Raw genomic sequence first — 16022 nt, 5'->3', positions numbered from 1 at the left:
CCGCGTGAGCGTCAGGTCTCCCGCGGGCGCCCGAAGTCTCACTTCAGCAGGGCGGTGACCTGCGCGGCCGCCTGCGACAGCGCCTTGGCGACGTCGGTCCGGCCGGCGGCGGCGTTGGTGAGGGCGTTGTTGATGATGTCCTGCATCTGCTGCTGCTTGGCGATGACGGGCGAGGCGGCCTGGTTCTTCAGGGAGTCGAAGACGGCCTGGCGGTTGGCCGGCTTGCCCGCGGTGAGGTATCCGGCGACCTTGCCGGTGTCGGACAGCGGCGGGAGCTCCCAGGAGGAGTCGACGCGGGTCTTCGCGGTGATGTCGGACGTGGTCAGGTAGTTCAGCCACTTGAAGGCCGCGCCGGAGTGCGCGGTGGCCTTGGAGACGGCGACGGAGTTCTGGAAGACCGCGCTGGCCTTGTGGGTGTCACCGGGTTCGACGGCCACGTCCCAGCCGAAGGGGACGTCCTTCAGAGCGCTGAACTGCCAGTTGCCGTTGTGCCACATGGCGAGCTTGCCGGCCTTGAAGAGGTTGGTGTCGAAGTCGGGGGTGCTCGCGCTCTTCGCGGCGTCGGGCATCGTCCGGTTGTTCTTGCCGATCAGCCATCTCGCCGCGGTGACGCCCTGTGGGCTGTCGAAGGTCGCTCTCGCGCCGTCGGCGGAGAAGAAGGAGCCGCCCGCCTGGTCGAGGGCCTTGGTGAACTCGTTGAAGCTGATGGGCTGGTAGTCGCCCCATACGCCCTTGGCGCGGTCGGTGAGCTTGAGCGCGGCGGCCTGCTCGTCCTTCCAGGTCCAGTCCGCGGTGGGGACGGGGACGCCGGCCTTGGCGAAGAGGTCCTTGTTGTAGATGAGGACCACGGTGGAGAAGGACTCCGGCAGCGCGTACTGCTTGCCCTTGTACTGTGCCGCTTCGAGGTTGGCCGGGGCGTACGCCGACGCCTTGTAGGCCGGTTCCTCGGCGGCGGGGTCCGTCAGGTCGAGCAGGGCGCCGGAGGAGGCGTAGGTGACCAGGCTCTGCTGGTCGAGTTCGAAGGTGTCGGGCGCGGTGCCGCCGGCGATCGAGGTCTGGAGCGTCGTGGCGTAGTTGGCGTAGGGGACGGCCTGGACCTGGATCTTGACGGTGGGGTTCTGCTTCTCGAACGCGGCGACGATCGTGTCGAGGTCCTTGGTGTGGTCGGGGGCGGAGGAGAACGTCATGTAGCGGACGGTGGTCACACCGTTGTCCGAGGTCGTTCTGGTGGCGGAGCCCTGGGAGCAGGCGCTGGTCAGGGCCAGTGCCGCGAGACCGGTGGCGAGGGTGATGTGGCGGGTGCGCATGGCGGATTCCTCGGGGTGGTGGCGAGTGGGAGGGTGTTCGGGAGGTGCGCCGGGGGGCGGGGCCGCTCGGGCGGCCGGCTACTTCAGGCCCGACTGGGCGACGCTCTGGACCACGTGCTTCTGGGCGAAGAGGTAGATGGCCATGATCGGGAGGGTGCTGAGGACCGATCCGGCCATCACCACGTTCCACTGGGTGCCGAACTGGCCCTGGAGGTCGGCCAGTGCCAGCGGGAGGGTCTTGAACTCCGGCGAGCGGATGATGACCAGCGGCCACAGGAGGCTGTTCCAGCTGGCCATGAAGGCGAAGACGGAGAAGGTCGCGAGCGACGGGCGTACCAGCGGCAGCACCACAGAGCCGAAGATCCGCAGGTGTCCCGCGCCGTCCAGCCGGGCCGCCTCGTCCAGTTCGCGGGGTACGGCGTCCATGGCCTGGCGCAGCAGGAAGACTCCGAAGCCCGAGGCGAGGGTCGGGGCGAGCAGGGCGAAGTAGGTGTCGACCAGATTCAGGGCCTTCATCTCCGCGAAGAGCGGGACGATCAGGACCTGGAGCGGGATCATCATGGTGGCGAGGTAGAGGGCGAAGACCAGGCCCCTGCCGCGGAAGCGCAGCCGGGAGAAGGCGTACGCGGCCATGGAGCTGGTAATCAGCTGCACGACCGTCGAGACCAGGGCCAGGCAGAGGCTGTTGACGGCGACCCGGGTGAAGGGCATCGCGCGGAAGAGGCTGCGGTAGCCGTCCGCGCTGACGGTGTCGGGTATCAGGGAAGGGGCGGAGATCCCGCTGCCGTGCGGTTGCAGCGAGGTGATCAGCACCCACAGGAACGGGAAGAGCATTCCGGCCGCCCCGAGGACGACCAGGGCGGTCACGCCGGCGGCCCGCAGCCGTCGGCGGGTGCTCGTGCGCGGGCCCCGGTCCGCGGTACGGGACGGCGGGACGCGAGGGAGGTCCGCCGCGGGCACGGGCTGTCGGGCGGGGGTCGTGGTCAGTTCAGGCATGGGTCACCCACCGCCGCTGGACTCGGGTCATGACCGCGGTGACGGCCATCATCACGGCGAAGAGCAGCCAGGACAGGGCCGAGCCGCCGCCGACCTGCCCGTACCGGAAGGACAGGTCGTAGACCTCCTCGACGACGGTGCGCGAGGACCCGGCGGGGCCGCCGCCGGTCATCACGAAGACCTGGTCGAACACCTGGAAGCCGTTGATCAGGGAGATGAGGACGACGAAGTAGGTGGAGGGCGAGAGCAGCGGAAGCGTGATGCGCCGGAACCGCTGCCAGGCGTTCGCTCCGTCGATGGTGGCCGCTTCGTACAGCTCCCGCGGGATCGCCTGGAGCCCTGCCAGCAGGATGACCATGACGAAGCCGAGGTCCTTCCACGCCGAGGCGAGGATCACCGAAGGCAGCGCCCAGGTCGGTGAGGCCCACCAGTCGGGGGTGGGCAGGCCCACGCCGCCCAGGACCCGGTTGAGCAGTCCCCCGTCGGGGCTGAGGATCCACTTCCAGGTCAGCGAGACCATCACCCAACTGGTGATGACCGGCAGGAAGTAGACCGACCGCAGGACGCCGCGGCCCCGCATGCGGCGGTTGAGGGCGAGCGCCAGGACCAGGCCGCCCACGTACACCAGCGGGAGGTAGCCGGCGATGAAGTACACGGTGTGCAGGAACGCGACCCGGGTGTCGCCGTCGCCCAGCAGGTGGCGGTAGTTGGCGAATCCGACCCAGCGCATCGGGGAGATCAGGTCCCAGGAGTGGAGGCTGATCCACAGCGAGGAGACCATCGGCGCGAAGGTGAACAGCAGCAGCGGGACGGCGCTCGGTGCCAGAAAGAACACCACCGCGCCGCGGTTGCGCCACTTCCGCCGTCGGGCGGCGGCGGCCGCCGGGACGGACGCCGGGGCGGACACCGGTCCCCGGCCAGGGCGTACGGAAAGGGGGCCGATGGTCATCTGGCGCTCCGTTCGACCGCCGCGCCGCCGAGCCCGTGGATCCGTCGGCGCGGATCGACGCTGCCGACGCCGCCGTCCAGGGACGCGGCGAGCACCAGGGCGGCGGCGCCCTGCGCCCAGATGGTGTCCGTGTACGGCTCGACGGTGATCGCCAGTTCCCGGGCGCGGCGGGGGGCGTGGCGTTCGAACGCCTCCCGGACACCCGGTTCCCACCAGGGCCAGGAGCGGGTCCCCTCCCCCATGACCACGATCTCCTGTGGGTCCAGGAGCGTGGCGAGTCCCGCCAGTTGGCGGCCCAGGAGCTGTCCGGCCTCGCGCAGGATGCGACGCGCCGTCGCCGTACGGTCATCGGCGCCGCCCGAGTCGTTGGCGCCGTCCGCACCGTCCGAGCCGTCCGCACCGTTGGCGCCGTCCGAGCCGTTCGCGAGGTCCGCGAGGTCGGCGGGCGTGGCGCCCTCGCCGAGGATGCCGGCCGAGCGCGCCGTACGGAGCAGGACGTCATCGCTGATCAGGGCTTCCAGGCAGCCGCGATTCCCGCAGGTGCACGGCGGCCCGTCCGGATCGACCGGGACGTGGCCGAAGTCTCCGGCGCCCCCGTGGGCGCCCCGGTAGACATGGCCGCCCGCGACGACGGCCAGGCCGATGCCGCGGCCGATGGTGACCACCAGGAAGTCGTTGAGACTGCGTCCCCGCCCGTACAGGCGCTCACCGCTGCCCAGGGCGTTGACGTCGTTCTCCACCAGGACGGCGAGCCCCAAGGAGGCGCCGAGCATGGTGCCGAGCGGCACGTTCTCCCAGTTCAGCATCGCCGCGTCCACGACCCCGCTGTCCGGGCGGTCGACGGTGCCCGGCACGCCCACTCCTATCCCCAGCAGCGGGGGCACCCCCTGCGCGGACTCGGTGAACGGACGCAGGAGTTCGGCGATCGCGGGCACCGCCTCCAGCGCCGTGGCGTCGAAGGGGACCGTCATGGTCTCGGTGACCCGTCCGTCCAGCCGCATGTCGACCAGCGCGACGTGGTCGACGGCCACCTTGACGCCCAGCGCCCGGCCGGCGCTGCCGACCAGACCGATCAGCCGACCGCGACGGCCGCCCCGGGAGGGCTCCTGCCGGTCGAGCTCTTCGATCACTCCTTGCGTCAGCAGCCGCCGCGTCACCTGGGTCAGCGTCGCCGGACTCATCCCGAGGTCCCGCGCGAGCGCGGCCCGCGACATCGGCCCTGCCCTGCCCAGCAGTGCCAGCACGGCGGTGCTGGTGAGATCCTCGCCCGACGACCCGTTCATTCGCACTCTTTCTTTACTGGATAAATAAACTGCCTGAACGTTAGAGCGGGCTCACGACCACGTCAACCCCCGGTTTCCATGACGTTTCGGCCACCGCCGGGCGCGCGTCCGCCGCGGCCCGCGCACCGGCGCGCCCGGTGGGACGCCTGGGGCGTCAGTGCTGCCGGAGTGCGGGCTGTCGGACGGTGTTGGCGCGGCCTATAGTGCGGTTGCGACGATGCGACGCGGAGGAAACCACGACGTGAATCGCAGTCGTGGAACCGCGCGCGTGCCGTGCGGGGCCGGGGCACCGCCTCCTGGGAGTTCCGTGATGGACAACGGTCGTCTGAGGGTTGAGACGCTCGGGCCGCTGCGCGCGTACGCGGCGGGACGGGAACTCGCTCTCGGCCCGCCGAAGCAGCGCGCGGTCTTCGCCGTCCTCGCGCTGAGCGGCAACGCGGTCGTCTCGCGCGACCGTCTGATCGACGGGGTGTGGGGCGAGTCGCCCCCGACCACGGCCGTCGGCAGCCTGCACACCTACGTGTCCGGTCTGCGCCGGGCGCTGGACGGTCTCGGTGAGCCGCTGACCAGTTCGGCGGCGGGCTACTCGCTGCTGCTCGACCCCAACGGCCTCGACGTCACGGTGGCCGAGCGGCTGGCGGCGCGGGCCAGGTCCCTGGCCTCCGGGCGGGAACCGGCCGCCGCGGTAGCCGTCTTCGAGGAGGCGCTGGCCCTGTGGCGCTCGGGCACGGCGCTCGGCGGTCTGCCGGGACCGTTCGGCGCGGAGCACCGCGCCTGGGCGGCCGACCTTCGGTTACGGCTGGTGGTGGAGCACGCCGAACTGCTTCTGGAACTGGCCCAACCCGCGGCCGCGGCCGACCGGTTGGCGCTCCACGTGGCCGACCATCCCTACGACGAGCGGCTGCGCGCCCTGCTGATCACGGCCCTGAGCCGCAGCGGCAGGACCGCCGACGCGCTCGCCCGCTATCACGATCTGCGCAAGCTCCTCGCCGAGGATCTGGGCATCGACCCGTCGGCCGAACTGCGGGCGCTGTACGCGTCGTTGCTGGCCGACAGCGCCGGTGCGGACACCGCGCCCGCCGCCCCCGCTCCCACCGCGGCCCCGGTGCGCCCCGCTCAACTGCCGCGCGAGGTCGCCGACTTCATCGGCCGGGAGGACGCGGTGCGCCGGGTGCTGGACGCGGCGCGGGACGCCGCGCCCGACGGCGGGGGCGAGGCCGCGCCGCCGCGGATCGTGATGGTCGTCGGGGTCGGGGGCGTGGGCAAGACCGCGCTGGCGGTGCGGTGCGCCCACCTGCTGGCCGACGCGTACCCGGACGGCCAGTTGTATGTGAACCTGCGCGGCTTCGACCCCAAGCGCCCGGCCCGCTCCCCCGCCGACGCCTTGCACCACCTGCTCGCCTCCTCGCACGCGGGGACGGTCCCGACCGACCAGGAGGAGCGGGTCGCGCTGTGGCGCAGCATCGTCCGGGACAAGCGCATGCTCATCGTGCTGGACAACGCCGAGTCGGCCGACCAGGTCGAGGACCTGCTGCCGGGCGACGGCCCCTCCTTCGTCGTCGTGACCAGCCGCAACCGGCTCAGCGGCCTCGCGGTGCGGTACTCGGCGCACCGCGAGACGCTCTCCCCGCTCACCGCCGACGAGTCGCTGAGCATGCTGCGCACCTCGATCGGGGACGCGCGGGTCGGCGCCGAACTGCCCGCGGCCCGGCGGCTGGCCGAGCTGTGCGACCGCCTGCCGCTGGCCCTGCGGATCGCCTCGGAGCAGGTGACCTCCGGGTCGTCCCAGGTACGGATCGCCGACCTGGCGGCCGAGTTGGAGGACGTGCGGTACCGGCTCGACGCGCTCCAGATCCCGGACGACGAGTTGTACTCGGTGCGCGGCGTGCTCTCCTGGTCCTACGCCCGGCTGGACGCGCGGGCGGCGCACGCCTTCCGCACGCTGGGGCTGTTCCCCGGGGTGAGCATCCGCGCGGAGGCGGCCACCGCGCTGCTGGACGTCCCGGCGCCGGTGGCCGCCGCCGCGCTGCGCAATCTCGCCGCGCAGCACCTGATGGAGACCACCGGCAACGGCTACTGGATGCACGACCTGACCCGTATCTACGCCGAGGAGGTCTCCGGCGACGGCGAGAGCGCCGAGTCCCGCAAGGGGGCGCTGCGCAGGGTGCTGCACTGGTATGTGCGGACCCTCACACAGGACTACAAGTCCAACGCGGTCAAACTCCCCTTCACCCTCGACCCGGTGGCCCCGCACGCGCCGCTGCGCTTCGCGGACCAGAAGGAGTTGGTGACCTGGTGCGTGCAGGAGTGGGACAACATCTCCCCGCTCCTGCGCACCGCGCAGCGCATCGGCTGCCACGACGAGGCGTGGCAGTTGGCCTATCTGCTCTTCGACTACTTCTACGCGGCCGGGCAGACCAAGGACTGGGTCGAGGTGCTGCGGCTCGGGGTGCGCAGCACCGAGATGGTCGAGGACCGGCGGGCCCAGGCGGTGCTGCTCAACCATCTGGGCGTGGCCTACTCCCGGTTGGGGGACAACGAGGCCGCGGTGCACGAACAGCGGCGCGGTCTGCGGCTGTTGGAGGACCTGGGCGACGACGTCCTGCGCACCAGCCTGCTGGGGAATCTGGCGTCCACGCTCCGTGAGGCCAAGGAGTACCGGGCCGCGCTGTCCTACGCCAGTCAGGCCCTGGACCTGGCCCGCCACAGCGGCCACGAGTACTACGAGGCGGGCTGCCTGGACGTGCTGTGCGAACTCCACGCCGAGCTGGGCGAGTTCGAGGACTCGCTCTGGTACGGCACCTTCGGCCTCGCGGTGTCACGGCGCTGCGGGAACGTCCTGCTGGAGGCCAACATCCTGATCAATCTGGGCGGCGCCGAGTACGGGCTCGCCCACGACGAGAAGGCGCTGCGGTACTTCCAGGAGGCGTTGACGCTGTGCGAGTCGAGCGGCGACCACTACCACGAGGCGCTGACGCTGTTCGGTCTCGCCAAGGTGAAGCGGGCCAGGGCGGAACCGGACTCCGCCCGCGCCCTCGCGGACCGGGCGCTGTCGCGCCTGAGGGAGCTGGGCGCGGAGGAGGTCGGCGACGTCACGGAGTTCCTGCGCGCTCTGGACGCGGGACCGCAGGAAGCTCCGGCCGAGCAGCCAGGACCGCGCGCCGGTCGGTACCGTCCCACGGTCCGCGCTGTCCCCGCTGCCAGATCAGCACCGCCTCGACCCGGCTCTCGGCACCCAGCGACCTGAAGATCCGGTTGATGTGGTTCTTCACGGTCTTCTCGCTCACGTGCAGGCGCGCGGCGATCTCGGCGTTGCGCGCGCCTCGGGAGACCAGGGCCATCACTTCGTGCTGACGGCGGGACAGGGCCGGGGCCGTGTCCTCGGGGGCGGTGTCCTCGGGGGCCGCGGGCGCGTGCGGCCGTACCTCCAGGGCCGGTTGCCCCGCGGGCGGCAGGCTCTCCACCGCGACCGCGCTCAGCCGGTACTCCGCGCACAGCCGGCGCGGGTCCTGTTCGGCCCGCGGGACCGCGGGCGCGGCGGCGGGGGCGACGGCGACCTCGACGTAGGGCATCCGCAGGAATTCCACGTCGAGGTTCTTACGGGCGAAGACCTGGCGGATCTGGGCGAGGATGTCCGGGCTCACGATGGCGATCCGCACCCGGGTCGGGCTGATCGGCGCGGAAGTGGCGACGACTGTCATACGACCAGCGTGGCCGGGGCCGCTTCATACTTTCTTCGCGTTCGGTTCACGCGCCGGAGGCGTCGGCCGACGGCTCGCTCCGCGCGGAGGCCGACGAGCCGGTCGGCTGCTGATCCGGTGCGGGCCGGTCCATCTCGGCCAGTTGGGCCAGCACCTCGTCCTGGGTGGGGACGTCGACGCGGTTCGCCCAGCGCAGAGTCGTGACGATCATGTCGAAGAGCAGCACGACGGCCTGTACGGGTTCCGCGTCGATGTCGCCGTCGGTCAGCACGGTGAAGGTCAGCAGCCCCCAGGTGCCGGGCGCGTCGGGGTTCGAGACGTAGTACGAGACCCGCCAGGACGGCGCCTTGCGGCCGACCCGGCTGCTGTCCACCACCGAGGCGACCCGTACCGCCGGGGCTCCGCCGATCTCCAGATAGGTGCCGTCGGCCCCGGCGTCGGCGAGGAGGGAGGCCAGCAGCTTCTCCGGGTCCTCGGTCTCGTCCTGGCTCTCCAGGACCGTCACCAGCATCGATCCGGGCAGCCGGACGCCGCTGAACTCCTGGAGCGGGAGCAGCACCGAGCGGGCGTTCTGCCGCGCGGCCTCCTCCGTCGCCTCCGTCAGCTCCCTGCGCAGCATCCGCCGCCACGGGCCCGCCGAGTCGCGCGGCAGCGAGTCCGGCACATGGTGGCGGATCACCGCGTCGACGGTCCTGCGGCGCAGCGCGGTCGTGTCGGGCGTGGTCGGAATCTGCACCCAGCCGTCGGGCAGGACGAGTTCGAAGTCGATCACCGCTGGCTCCCCTCGGTGGTGGTGGCGAACCCGAGCCTGGCCGGGCCCCCGTCGGCCGGGGGCGCGCAGTCGTGGGCGATCTGCTGCATCAACTGCTCGACGCCCGCGCTGATCAGCGCCATCAGCCCCATCTCGAAGACGACCGTGGTCAGTACGACGTCGGAGCTGACGCTCGCGGCGCCGCCGACCGGCGGCACGTCCAGGCGCATCGCGGCTTCGGCGCGTCCGAACGCCGCGCCCTCCGGGGTCCGTCCGAGGGCGAAGACCTGCACTCCGTCACCGATCGGGGTCGTCACGTAGTCGATCGTCGGCTGTCGTGCGTCGCCGTCGCGGCCGGAGGCGCCGACGACCTCCATCAGGTAGTTGGGGTCCTCCTCCCGGGGGCGGCGGAATTCCACCACCACCGGGACCGGCGCCCAGCGCGCGCTGCCCTGCACGAACGCCGCGCCCCAGGCGAGCCGGGACCACGCGGGCAGTTGGCCCGCCCGGTGCAGCAGCCATGCGGCGGCGCCCTGCCCCACCATGTCGGACGTGAAGGGGAATTCGACGCCCGCCTCGGCGGGCCAGGCCAGCCGCGCCGCGTCCAGGCCCTCGGACGTCCAGTCGGCGAAGAGCGCCACGATGTGCGCGGTCCAGGCCGCGTACTCCTCGTCGTCCGGCCGGACGTCGGGCACCCATTCCCAGTGCCAGGGCAGTCCGTCCGGCGCGGCCAGGTCGTCGCTCATGTCGTCTCCCCTGGTCATGAGGCGGCCACACCGGGCGGGTTGACCGCGGGAATCCAGCCGACCAGGCGTCCGCCGGTGTAGATCAGACCGCCCATGCCGAAGGCGCCGTTGAGGCCGCCCCAGACGTACCAGAGCGGGGAGATCTTGCCGCCGATGGCCGCCATGACGGCCGACAGGTCGCGGAAGCCGCTCAGACCGCCGATGACACCTGCCCAGTCCTTGGCGAAGTTCAGCGGATCGGTGAACAGCTTTCCCCACATCGCGCCGGCGCCCTTGAACTGAAGTCCCGCCGACTCCCAGAAGCCCAGTTCGGGGGTGATGGCCCCGAATTTGCCCAACAGCCAGTTGGTGGCGGGGTTGTTGAACCAGTCCGACATGTTCGTCCAGCCGGTGGCCGGGTTGATCGGCATGACGAAGTCGCCGGGCACGGTGTTCACCCCGCCGATCACGCTCGGCCCGGTGCGGGTGCCCGCGCCCGCCGCGGGCCCCATCGGGGTCAGCTCGATCGGCGCGCCCGGACCCCAGTGCAGTTGCGGGGGGTTGGTCGTCACCGGGCGGGGCCGGCCGGCCAGCTGGCCGAGCGTCTTGGCCGCGTTGGCCAGGCCCTTGGCGGCCAGCGAGGCGATGGCGCCGATGCCCGCGAGACCGAGACCGACCGCCCCGAGGATCACGTCGACCAGGCTGCCCTTGCCGTGCGCGTACAGCACGATGTTGGCGACCAGGGTGATCGCGCCTGCCACCACTCCCGCGATGATCAGCGCGTTCACGCCGGGGATGAGGATCGCGAGGACTCCGAGGATCATGCCGATGATGGCGAAGATCTGGCTGATCTTGGCCATGACGGCGTCGAGCTTGTCCTTCCAGGAGTCGGTCAGGCCGTCGTCGTACTTCTTGCAGTTGACCGCGTCGCCGAAGCGCTTGCCCGCGACGTTCAGCGCGTCCATCGCGTTGGTCAGCCGCGTCTTGGCCGCCGCCAGCTTCCCGTCCGCGTCGGCGGTCGCCTTGTCCTTGTCGGAGCCCTTCTGCTGCTCCTCGGGGGTGGTGGTGCCGTCCGACTGCTTCTGCGGGTCGGGCATGGCGTGCGCCTTGGTCTGGTCGTTCTTGGCATCTTCGGCGTCGGTGCGCGCGGCGGCCGTCTCGTTCAGCCCCTGTTCGAGGTCGGGCTCGTACTTCTTGATCTCCGCGGCGACGTCGTGGTAGCGCACCGCGGCCTTGGTGAGGCTGTCCTTGACGCTGGTCGCCTCGGACCTCAGGCCCTCCACGTACTGGCCCGCCAGGCTGTCGCTGTCGGTGTCGACGATCCGCTGGAGCTTGGTGATCGCGTCGTCGATGGTGTCGGCGATGTGCTGGTAGCGCGTCTGCGCGCCGCTCACCACGTCGAGGTCGGTGTGGATCGGGTCCGAGTGCCGGTCCAGTGGCGACCAGTCGAGGTTTCTGATGGACATGCGGTTCTCCTTGTGACGCTCGTCAGCCGTCCTGGCGCTCAGCCGTAAACCCAGCCGTGGGCCCGGCCGCGGGCCCGGCCATGGACCCAGTCGCGGGCCCCGCCGTGGAACCAGCCGTGGACCCAGTCATCGGCTCAGCCGTCCTCGAACGAGTCCAGCAACTGCTGGTCCGCCTGCGCCCACGCCTCGTCGACCTTGTTGACCTTGTCGCGCAGGCTCTTCATGGACTTGACCATCGCGTCACGGTGCACGGTCCAGTTGTCGGCGAAGTCGCCCATCGACAGGTTGGCGTTGAGCTGACCCCACAGGCCCTTGTCGTCGTTCTGGAAGTCCAGCGCTCCCTCGAACTGACCGATCAGCTCGCTGAGGTCGCTCGCGAGGCTCTGGAGGTCCTTCACCACGAGGTCCGCCATCACTGCTCCCTGTTGTCGTGTGCGGAGTTGTCGCGTGCGGGCTCGCCGGCGGCCGGCGGCAGCGGGATCTGGGCGGGCAGCAGGCTGCCGCTGCCCAGGTGCACCAGGGCGGCGCCCGGTACGACCCTGGCGGCGAGCTGGGAGCGGGACAGCCGCACCCCCACCAGGTCGCCGTCGTTCAAGGTGGGCGGCGACAGCAGGACGCCGCGCCGGTTGCGCTTGACCTCGGACTGCCAGCCGGAGAAGCCCATCGCCACCGAGGCGACGTCCCCGCCGAGGACCACGCCCCGCCTGCTTCCCGACGCCTTCTTCACGAACGCCTTCAGCCAGTCGCGGCACGGCAGGTCGCGCCAGGTCTCGGCGTCGTCGACCACGAGGACGACGGGCCCGTCACCGGGGTTCAGCAGATCGGAGAACTGCTGCTCGGTGGGGGCGTCCGCGGTGATGACACCGCGCACCCCGGTCCTGCCCTCGAAGGCCCGCAGCGGTGAGTTCATGGGTGCGCCGATGACGATCTCGACGCCGCCGCGCAGCAGCGACTCGGTCATGACGGTCAGCGCGGTGCTCCGCCCCGACCTGGACGGTCCCGCGACCAGGAAGGTCGGCTGATCGCCCATCAGGTCGGCGCCGACGGGCTCCAGGTCGTCGCCCGCGACGCCCACCAGCGCCCACATGGGCTTCGGCGTCTCCTCCACCATCTCCCACGCCTGGTCGAAGGAGAGCTGGGTGGGCAGCACCGCGATCCGGTTGGGGCGGGCCGATTTGGGGACTCCCGCCTCGCGCTCGGTGAGCCGGGCCGCCAGCGCGTGCACGGCGGCGGCCTGCGCGGGGCCCGCCGGGTCGTCCGCCACCAGCCCGACCTGGGTCTCGATCGCGCTGGGCGCACGGTAGCCGCGGCCCGGCGGCAGATTCTCCGGGATCTTCCGCGAGTTCAGCCCCGCCAGGCCCATGTCGCTGCGGTCGGAGAGCCGCAGCACCAGCTTGTCGTCGCACAGCGAACTCATCCGGCCGCTCAGCAGCATGTGGTCGCCCGCGATGACCAGGTGCACCCCGGCGCTCGCGCCTTCCCGGTGCAGGGTCTGGATCAGATTGGTCAGCGACCCGCTGTCGTACTCGCTGAGGGTGCCCATGAACCCCTCCCAGCGGTCGAGCAGCAGCACGATGTGCGGCAGCCGTTCGGCCTCGGGCCGGGCCGCGCGCTGCTCGGTCACATCGGCGAACCCGCCCTCGCCGAGGAGTCGTTGACGGTTCTGCACCTCGGCGTGCAGCCGCCTGAGCAGCCGGGCGGCGCGGTCGGTCTCCGAGCGCTGCACCACCGCGCCGCAGTGCGGCAGCCGGGTGAGCGGCAGCAGGGCGCCGTTGCCGCAGTCGAGCCCGTACAGGTGCAGGTCGGCGACGGTGGACTGGCTGGCCGCCGCGGCGGCGAAGGTGCGCAGCGCCATGGAGCGGCCCGAGCGGGGCGCGCCGACGATGTGCAGGTGGCCGAAGGTGGCCAGGTCCACCGTCACCGTCTCCTGGCGCTGCCGCATCGGCAGGTCCTGGATGGCCCACGAGAAGGACGGGTCCTGCCGGGAGCCGCGGACCGGGTCGGCCGTCAGGTCGACCACCGCGGACAGCGGCAGCGGCGGCAGCCACGGGCGGCGCTGCGCGGCGATGCCCAGCATGGCGTTGGCCTGGCCGATGGCCGACACCAGGACCGACAGGTCGGTCACCTCGTCGGTCTCGGCGACGGTGCGCGGACGCTGGGGCGCGGGCAGGCCGAGGTCGAGCCAGGAGACCGGGCGCAGGAAGGGCGCGGCCGTCGCGGCGGTCCTGTCGGCCATGGGACGGCGGCCCCCGACCCGGCCGGTCTGGAACGGGATCAGCGAGCTGTGCCCGAGCCGCGCGTACGCCCGTCCGGGCGTGGCCGTCGTGATGGCCGCGGCCTCCCGGGCGTCGATGACGTCGGTGCTCTCCCCCGCGTCGGTCACCCGCAGGGCGACCCGCAGGTTGGTGTTGGCGCGGATCTCCGCCGACACCACGCCGGACGGGCGCTGCGTCGCCAGGATCAGGTGGATGCCGAGAGAGCGCCCGCGCTGGGCGATGTTGACCAGGCCGGTGACGAAGTCGGGCAGTTCACGCGCCATCGAGGCGAACTCGTCGATGACGATGACCAGTCGGGGAATGGGGGGCAGTTCCGGCCTGCGGCCCGCGTAATCGAGGTAGTCCTCCAAGTCCTTGGCGCCCGCCGCCGCCAACTGGTGCTCGCGGTGGGTGAGTTCGGCGCTCAGCGAGGTCAGGGCCCGCTCGACGAGGTGCGGGTCGAGGTCGGTCACCAGGCCGACGGTGTGGGGCAGGTCGACGCAGTCCTTGAACGCGGCGCCGCCCTTGTAGTCGACCAGGACGAAGGTCATGGCGTCCGGGCGGTTGGCGACGGCCAGCGAGGCCACCAGGCTCTGCAGGAACTCGGACTTGCCCGAGCCCGTGGTGCCCGCCACGAGTCCGTGCGGGCCGTGGTTGACCAGGTCCAGGGCGAACGGCCCGTTGAGCGAGTAGCCGACGACGGCCTTGGTGCCACGGCCGGAGGAACGCCAGCGGGCGGCGATCGCCGCGGGGGTCGGCTCTTCGAGGCCCAGGATCTCCAGCAGCCGCGCGGAGGCGGGCAGGGCGGCGTCGCCCTGGTTCTCGCTGACGTCGCGCAGCGGCGCCAGTCTGCGTCCGGCCGAGGCGTACCAGCTCTCCGGGACCTCGTCGGAGACGATGCCGTCGACCTGCGCGGCGCGCTGTCTGCGCAGGGTGGCCGGCCGCGAGCCGCCGCCGATGACGACGGTCGCGCACTCCTCGGGCAGTGTCCGCTCGTCGGCGTCCACGCAGATGCTGTAGACGCCGACCGCGGGGCCTTCCTGGAGGATCGCCACCACTCCGGGCAGCGCCCGCAGCCGCCGGGCGCCGTCCATCAGCACGACGACGTCGGGATCCGCGAACGCGGCGCCGACCCCGGCGTTGAGCCGGGCCTGCTGGCGTACGTGGATGAGTTCGCTCAGTTCCGCGACCCGGCGGCCGAGGGTCTCGGCGTCGGCGCCCATCAGGGACAGGGCCTGCTGGCCCAGCAGCGGCCGGGAGTGCGGCAGCCAGGCGGCCCACTCCCACAGGGACTCGCCCGCCGGGTCGGTCAGGATGTACAACTGCACGTCGCGGGGGCTCTGGAGGACGGCGAGCTGTCCGGTCAGCCAGCGCGCCATGTGCCGCGGCCAGCCCTCGGGTCCCACGACGCCGACGACTCCGGCCTCCGCGATGGAGAAGGCGGCCGGTACGTCGGGGGCCGCCCGCAGGTCCCGGCCGCGCCGCGTGCCGTCGCCCTGCTCGACGGCGATGGCCGTGGGCAGGTCGGCGATGCCCACCCTGACCAGCAGGTGGTCGGGGTCGGTGCGGCGGCGTTCCCAGAGCCGCGACCGCGGGCCGGTGGCGATGACGAGCAGCTCGGCGGGGTCGGGGCTCGCGGCGCGGCGGTCGCGGCGCTCCTGTTCGAGCGCCGTCGCGATCTCGGCCTCGGTCGCCTCCAACTGGGCTCCGTACTCGGCCACTTGGCGGCGGTGGCTGATCCGGCCCTGCCGCCGTCCGGTGAACCAGCTCCCGAGCATCATGACCGGCGACATCGCCGCCATCATCAGGAACATCGGGTTGTGGAACATCACCGCGATGAGGCTGCCGAGGACGGCGGGCAGGGCCGCGGTCAGCCACGGCAGCGCGTTCAGGGAGGGCGGCCTGGGCTGGGACGGCAGCCGGAACACGGTGTGCTGCACGGGGGGAAGCAGCCGGGGAGGGCGGTTGTAGTCGAGGTACTCGCCGTCGGGCGAGGGCTCGACGACGGCGTCGGGGCGCAGCAGGGGGTGCGCCTCCAGGAAGGTCTCCCCGACCAGGAGTTGGGCCGTCTCCGGCCAGGTCACGTCGTGGTCGGGCAGGGCGACGCGGTCGAGCAGCGCGGAGTGCCCGACGGCGCGCACCCGTACCGAGGCGTCGAGGGAGATCCGGACGACGGCGGCCACCGGCGGCCCGCCGCCCACGTCGACCTGGCAGTCGGCGCCCGATCCGACGCGGTACTCGCCCGCGCCGAGGAACCAGATCCGTCCCGCGCCCGCGCCCGCGACGGCCCGGACGGTCACCAGGCCGACGGGCGGGGTCTCCACCGGCCCCGGCCGGTCGAGCCAGAGCACGGTGCCGTCGTGGATGCCGCTGCCGGCCAGGGGCAGCGAGAGGTCGAGCGGCTGGTCGGCGAGGTAGACCGCCGCCTCCGCCGGGCCACCGAGCGCCGGGGGCCGCGACCCGTCGAGACTGTCCAGCAGATTCTTGACGACATCGCGGAGCGGGGTGGTGGGATCGGCGTCCACCGCGACGTCGGCCGACCAGTCGGGGGATCGGGCGATGGTGATCATCATGGGCATGGTTCCCCCC

At 72.1% G+C, this 16022-nt stretch carries 10 protein-coding genes and 1 pseudogene; 1 reads left to right on the top strand and 10 read right to left on the bottom strand.

Annotated features, from left to right (window positions below; genetic code table 11):
• Positions 1-38: 38 nt before the first annotated feature.
• The 4 genes from ACIO6U_RS17560 to ACIO6U_RS17545 form a co-directional block, all read right to left on the bottom strand.
• Positions 39-1307 carry an ABC transporter substrate-binding protein gene (locus ACIO6U_RS17560; protein ID WP_401719919.1) on the bottom strand — a complete coding sequence of 423 codons (1269 nt, stop codon included), beginning with the start codon at positions 1305-1307 and terminating at the stop codon, positions 39-41.
• 78 nt (positions 1308-1385) lie between these two features.
• Positions 1386-2303 (bottom strand): carbohydrate ABC transporter permease, encoded by a 918-nt coding sequence (locus ACIO6U_RS17555; protein ID WP_355335528.1) that lies wholly within the window; start codon positions 2301-2303, stop codon positions 1386-1388.
• The gene (locus ACIO6U_RS17550) at positions 2296-3252 is read right to left on the bottom strand and encodes a carbohydrate ABC transporter permease (protein WP_401719916.1); all 957 of its coding nucleotides are present in this window, start codon (positions 3250-3252) and stop codon (positions 2296-2298) included. The genes ACIO6U_RS17555 and ACIO6U_RS17550 overlap by 8 nt, the downstream gene beginning before the upstream one ends.
• Positions 3249-4535 (bottom strand): ROK family protein, encoded by a 1287-nt coding sequence (locus tag ACIO6U_RS17545; RefSeq protein WP_401719913.1) that lies wholly within the window; start codon positions 4533-4535, stop codon positions 3249-3251. The genes ACIO6U_RS17550 and ACIO6U_RS17545 overlap by 4 nt, the downstream gene beginning before the upstream one ends.
• A gap of 217 nt (positions 4536-4752) precedes the next feature.
• Between ACIO6U_RS17545 and ACIO6U_RS17540 the strand changes: the two are divergent.
• Positions 4753-7587, top strand: a pseudogene (locus ACIO6U_RS17540) (BTAD domain-containing putative transcriptional regulator); the annotation flags it as partial.
• A 40-nt stretch (positions 7588-7627) separates the two neighbouring features.
• Here ACIO6U_RS17540 and ACIO6U_RS17535 read toward each other — a convergent pair.
• From ACIO6U_RS17535 to ACIO6U_RS17510, 6 genes are all read right to left on the bottom strand, one after another.
• Positions 7628-8236, bottom strand: coding sequence for a response regulator transcription factor (locus ACIO6U_RS17535; RefSeq protein WP_401719910.1), 609 nt, complete (start codon positions 8234-8236; stop codon positions 7628-7630).
• A 46-nt stretch (positions 8237-8282) separates the two neighbouring features.
• Complete coding sequence (locus ACIO6U_RS17530) at positions 8283-9008, bottom strand: hypothetical protein (protein WP_401307989.1); 726 nt, start codon at positions 9006-9008, stop codon at positions 8283-8285.
• Positions 9005-9733, bottom strand: coding sequence for a hypothetical protein (locus ACIO6U_RS17525; protein ID WP_401719906.1), 729 nt, complete (start codon positions 9731-9733; stop codon positions 9005-9007). The genes ACIO6U_RS17530 and ACIO6U_RS17525 overlap by 4 nt, the downstream gene beginning before the upstream one ends.
• 14 nt (positions 9734-9747) lie before the next feature.
• Complete coding sequence (locus ACIO6U_RS17520) at positions 9748-11178, bottom strand: hypothetical protein (RefSeq protein ID WP_401719903.1); 1431 nt, start codon at positions 11176-11178, stop codon at positions 9748-9750.
• 134 nt (positions 11179-11312) lie between these two features.
• Positions 11313-11591, bottom strand: coding sequence for a hypothetical protein (locus ACIO6U_RS17515; RefSeq protein WP_355335544.1), 279 nt, complete (start codon positions 11589-11591; stop codon positions 11313-11315).
• Positions 11591-16012, bottom strand: coding sequence for an FtsK/SpoIIIE domain-containing protein (locus tag ACIO6U_RS17510; protein ID WP_401719900.1), 4422 nt, complete (start codon positions 16010-16012; stop codon positions 11591-11593). Before ACIO6U_RS17510 ends, ACIO6U_RS17515 begins: the two co-directional genes overlap by 1 nt.
• Positions 16013-16022: the final 10 nt, after the last annotated feature.

This window comes from Streptomyces sp. NPDC087422 (assembly GCF_044744145.1).
Classification (GTDB): Bacteria; Actinomycetota; Actinomycetes; order Streptomycetales; family Streptomycetaceae; genus Actinacidiphila.
This window is presented reverse-complemented; position numbering and strand designations above follow the sequence as displayed.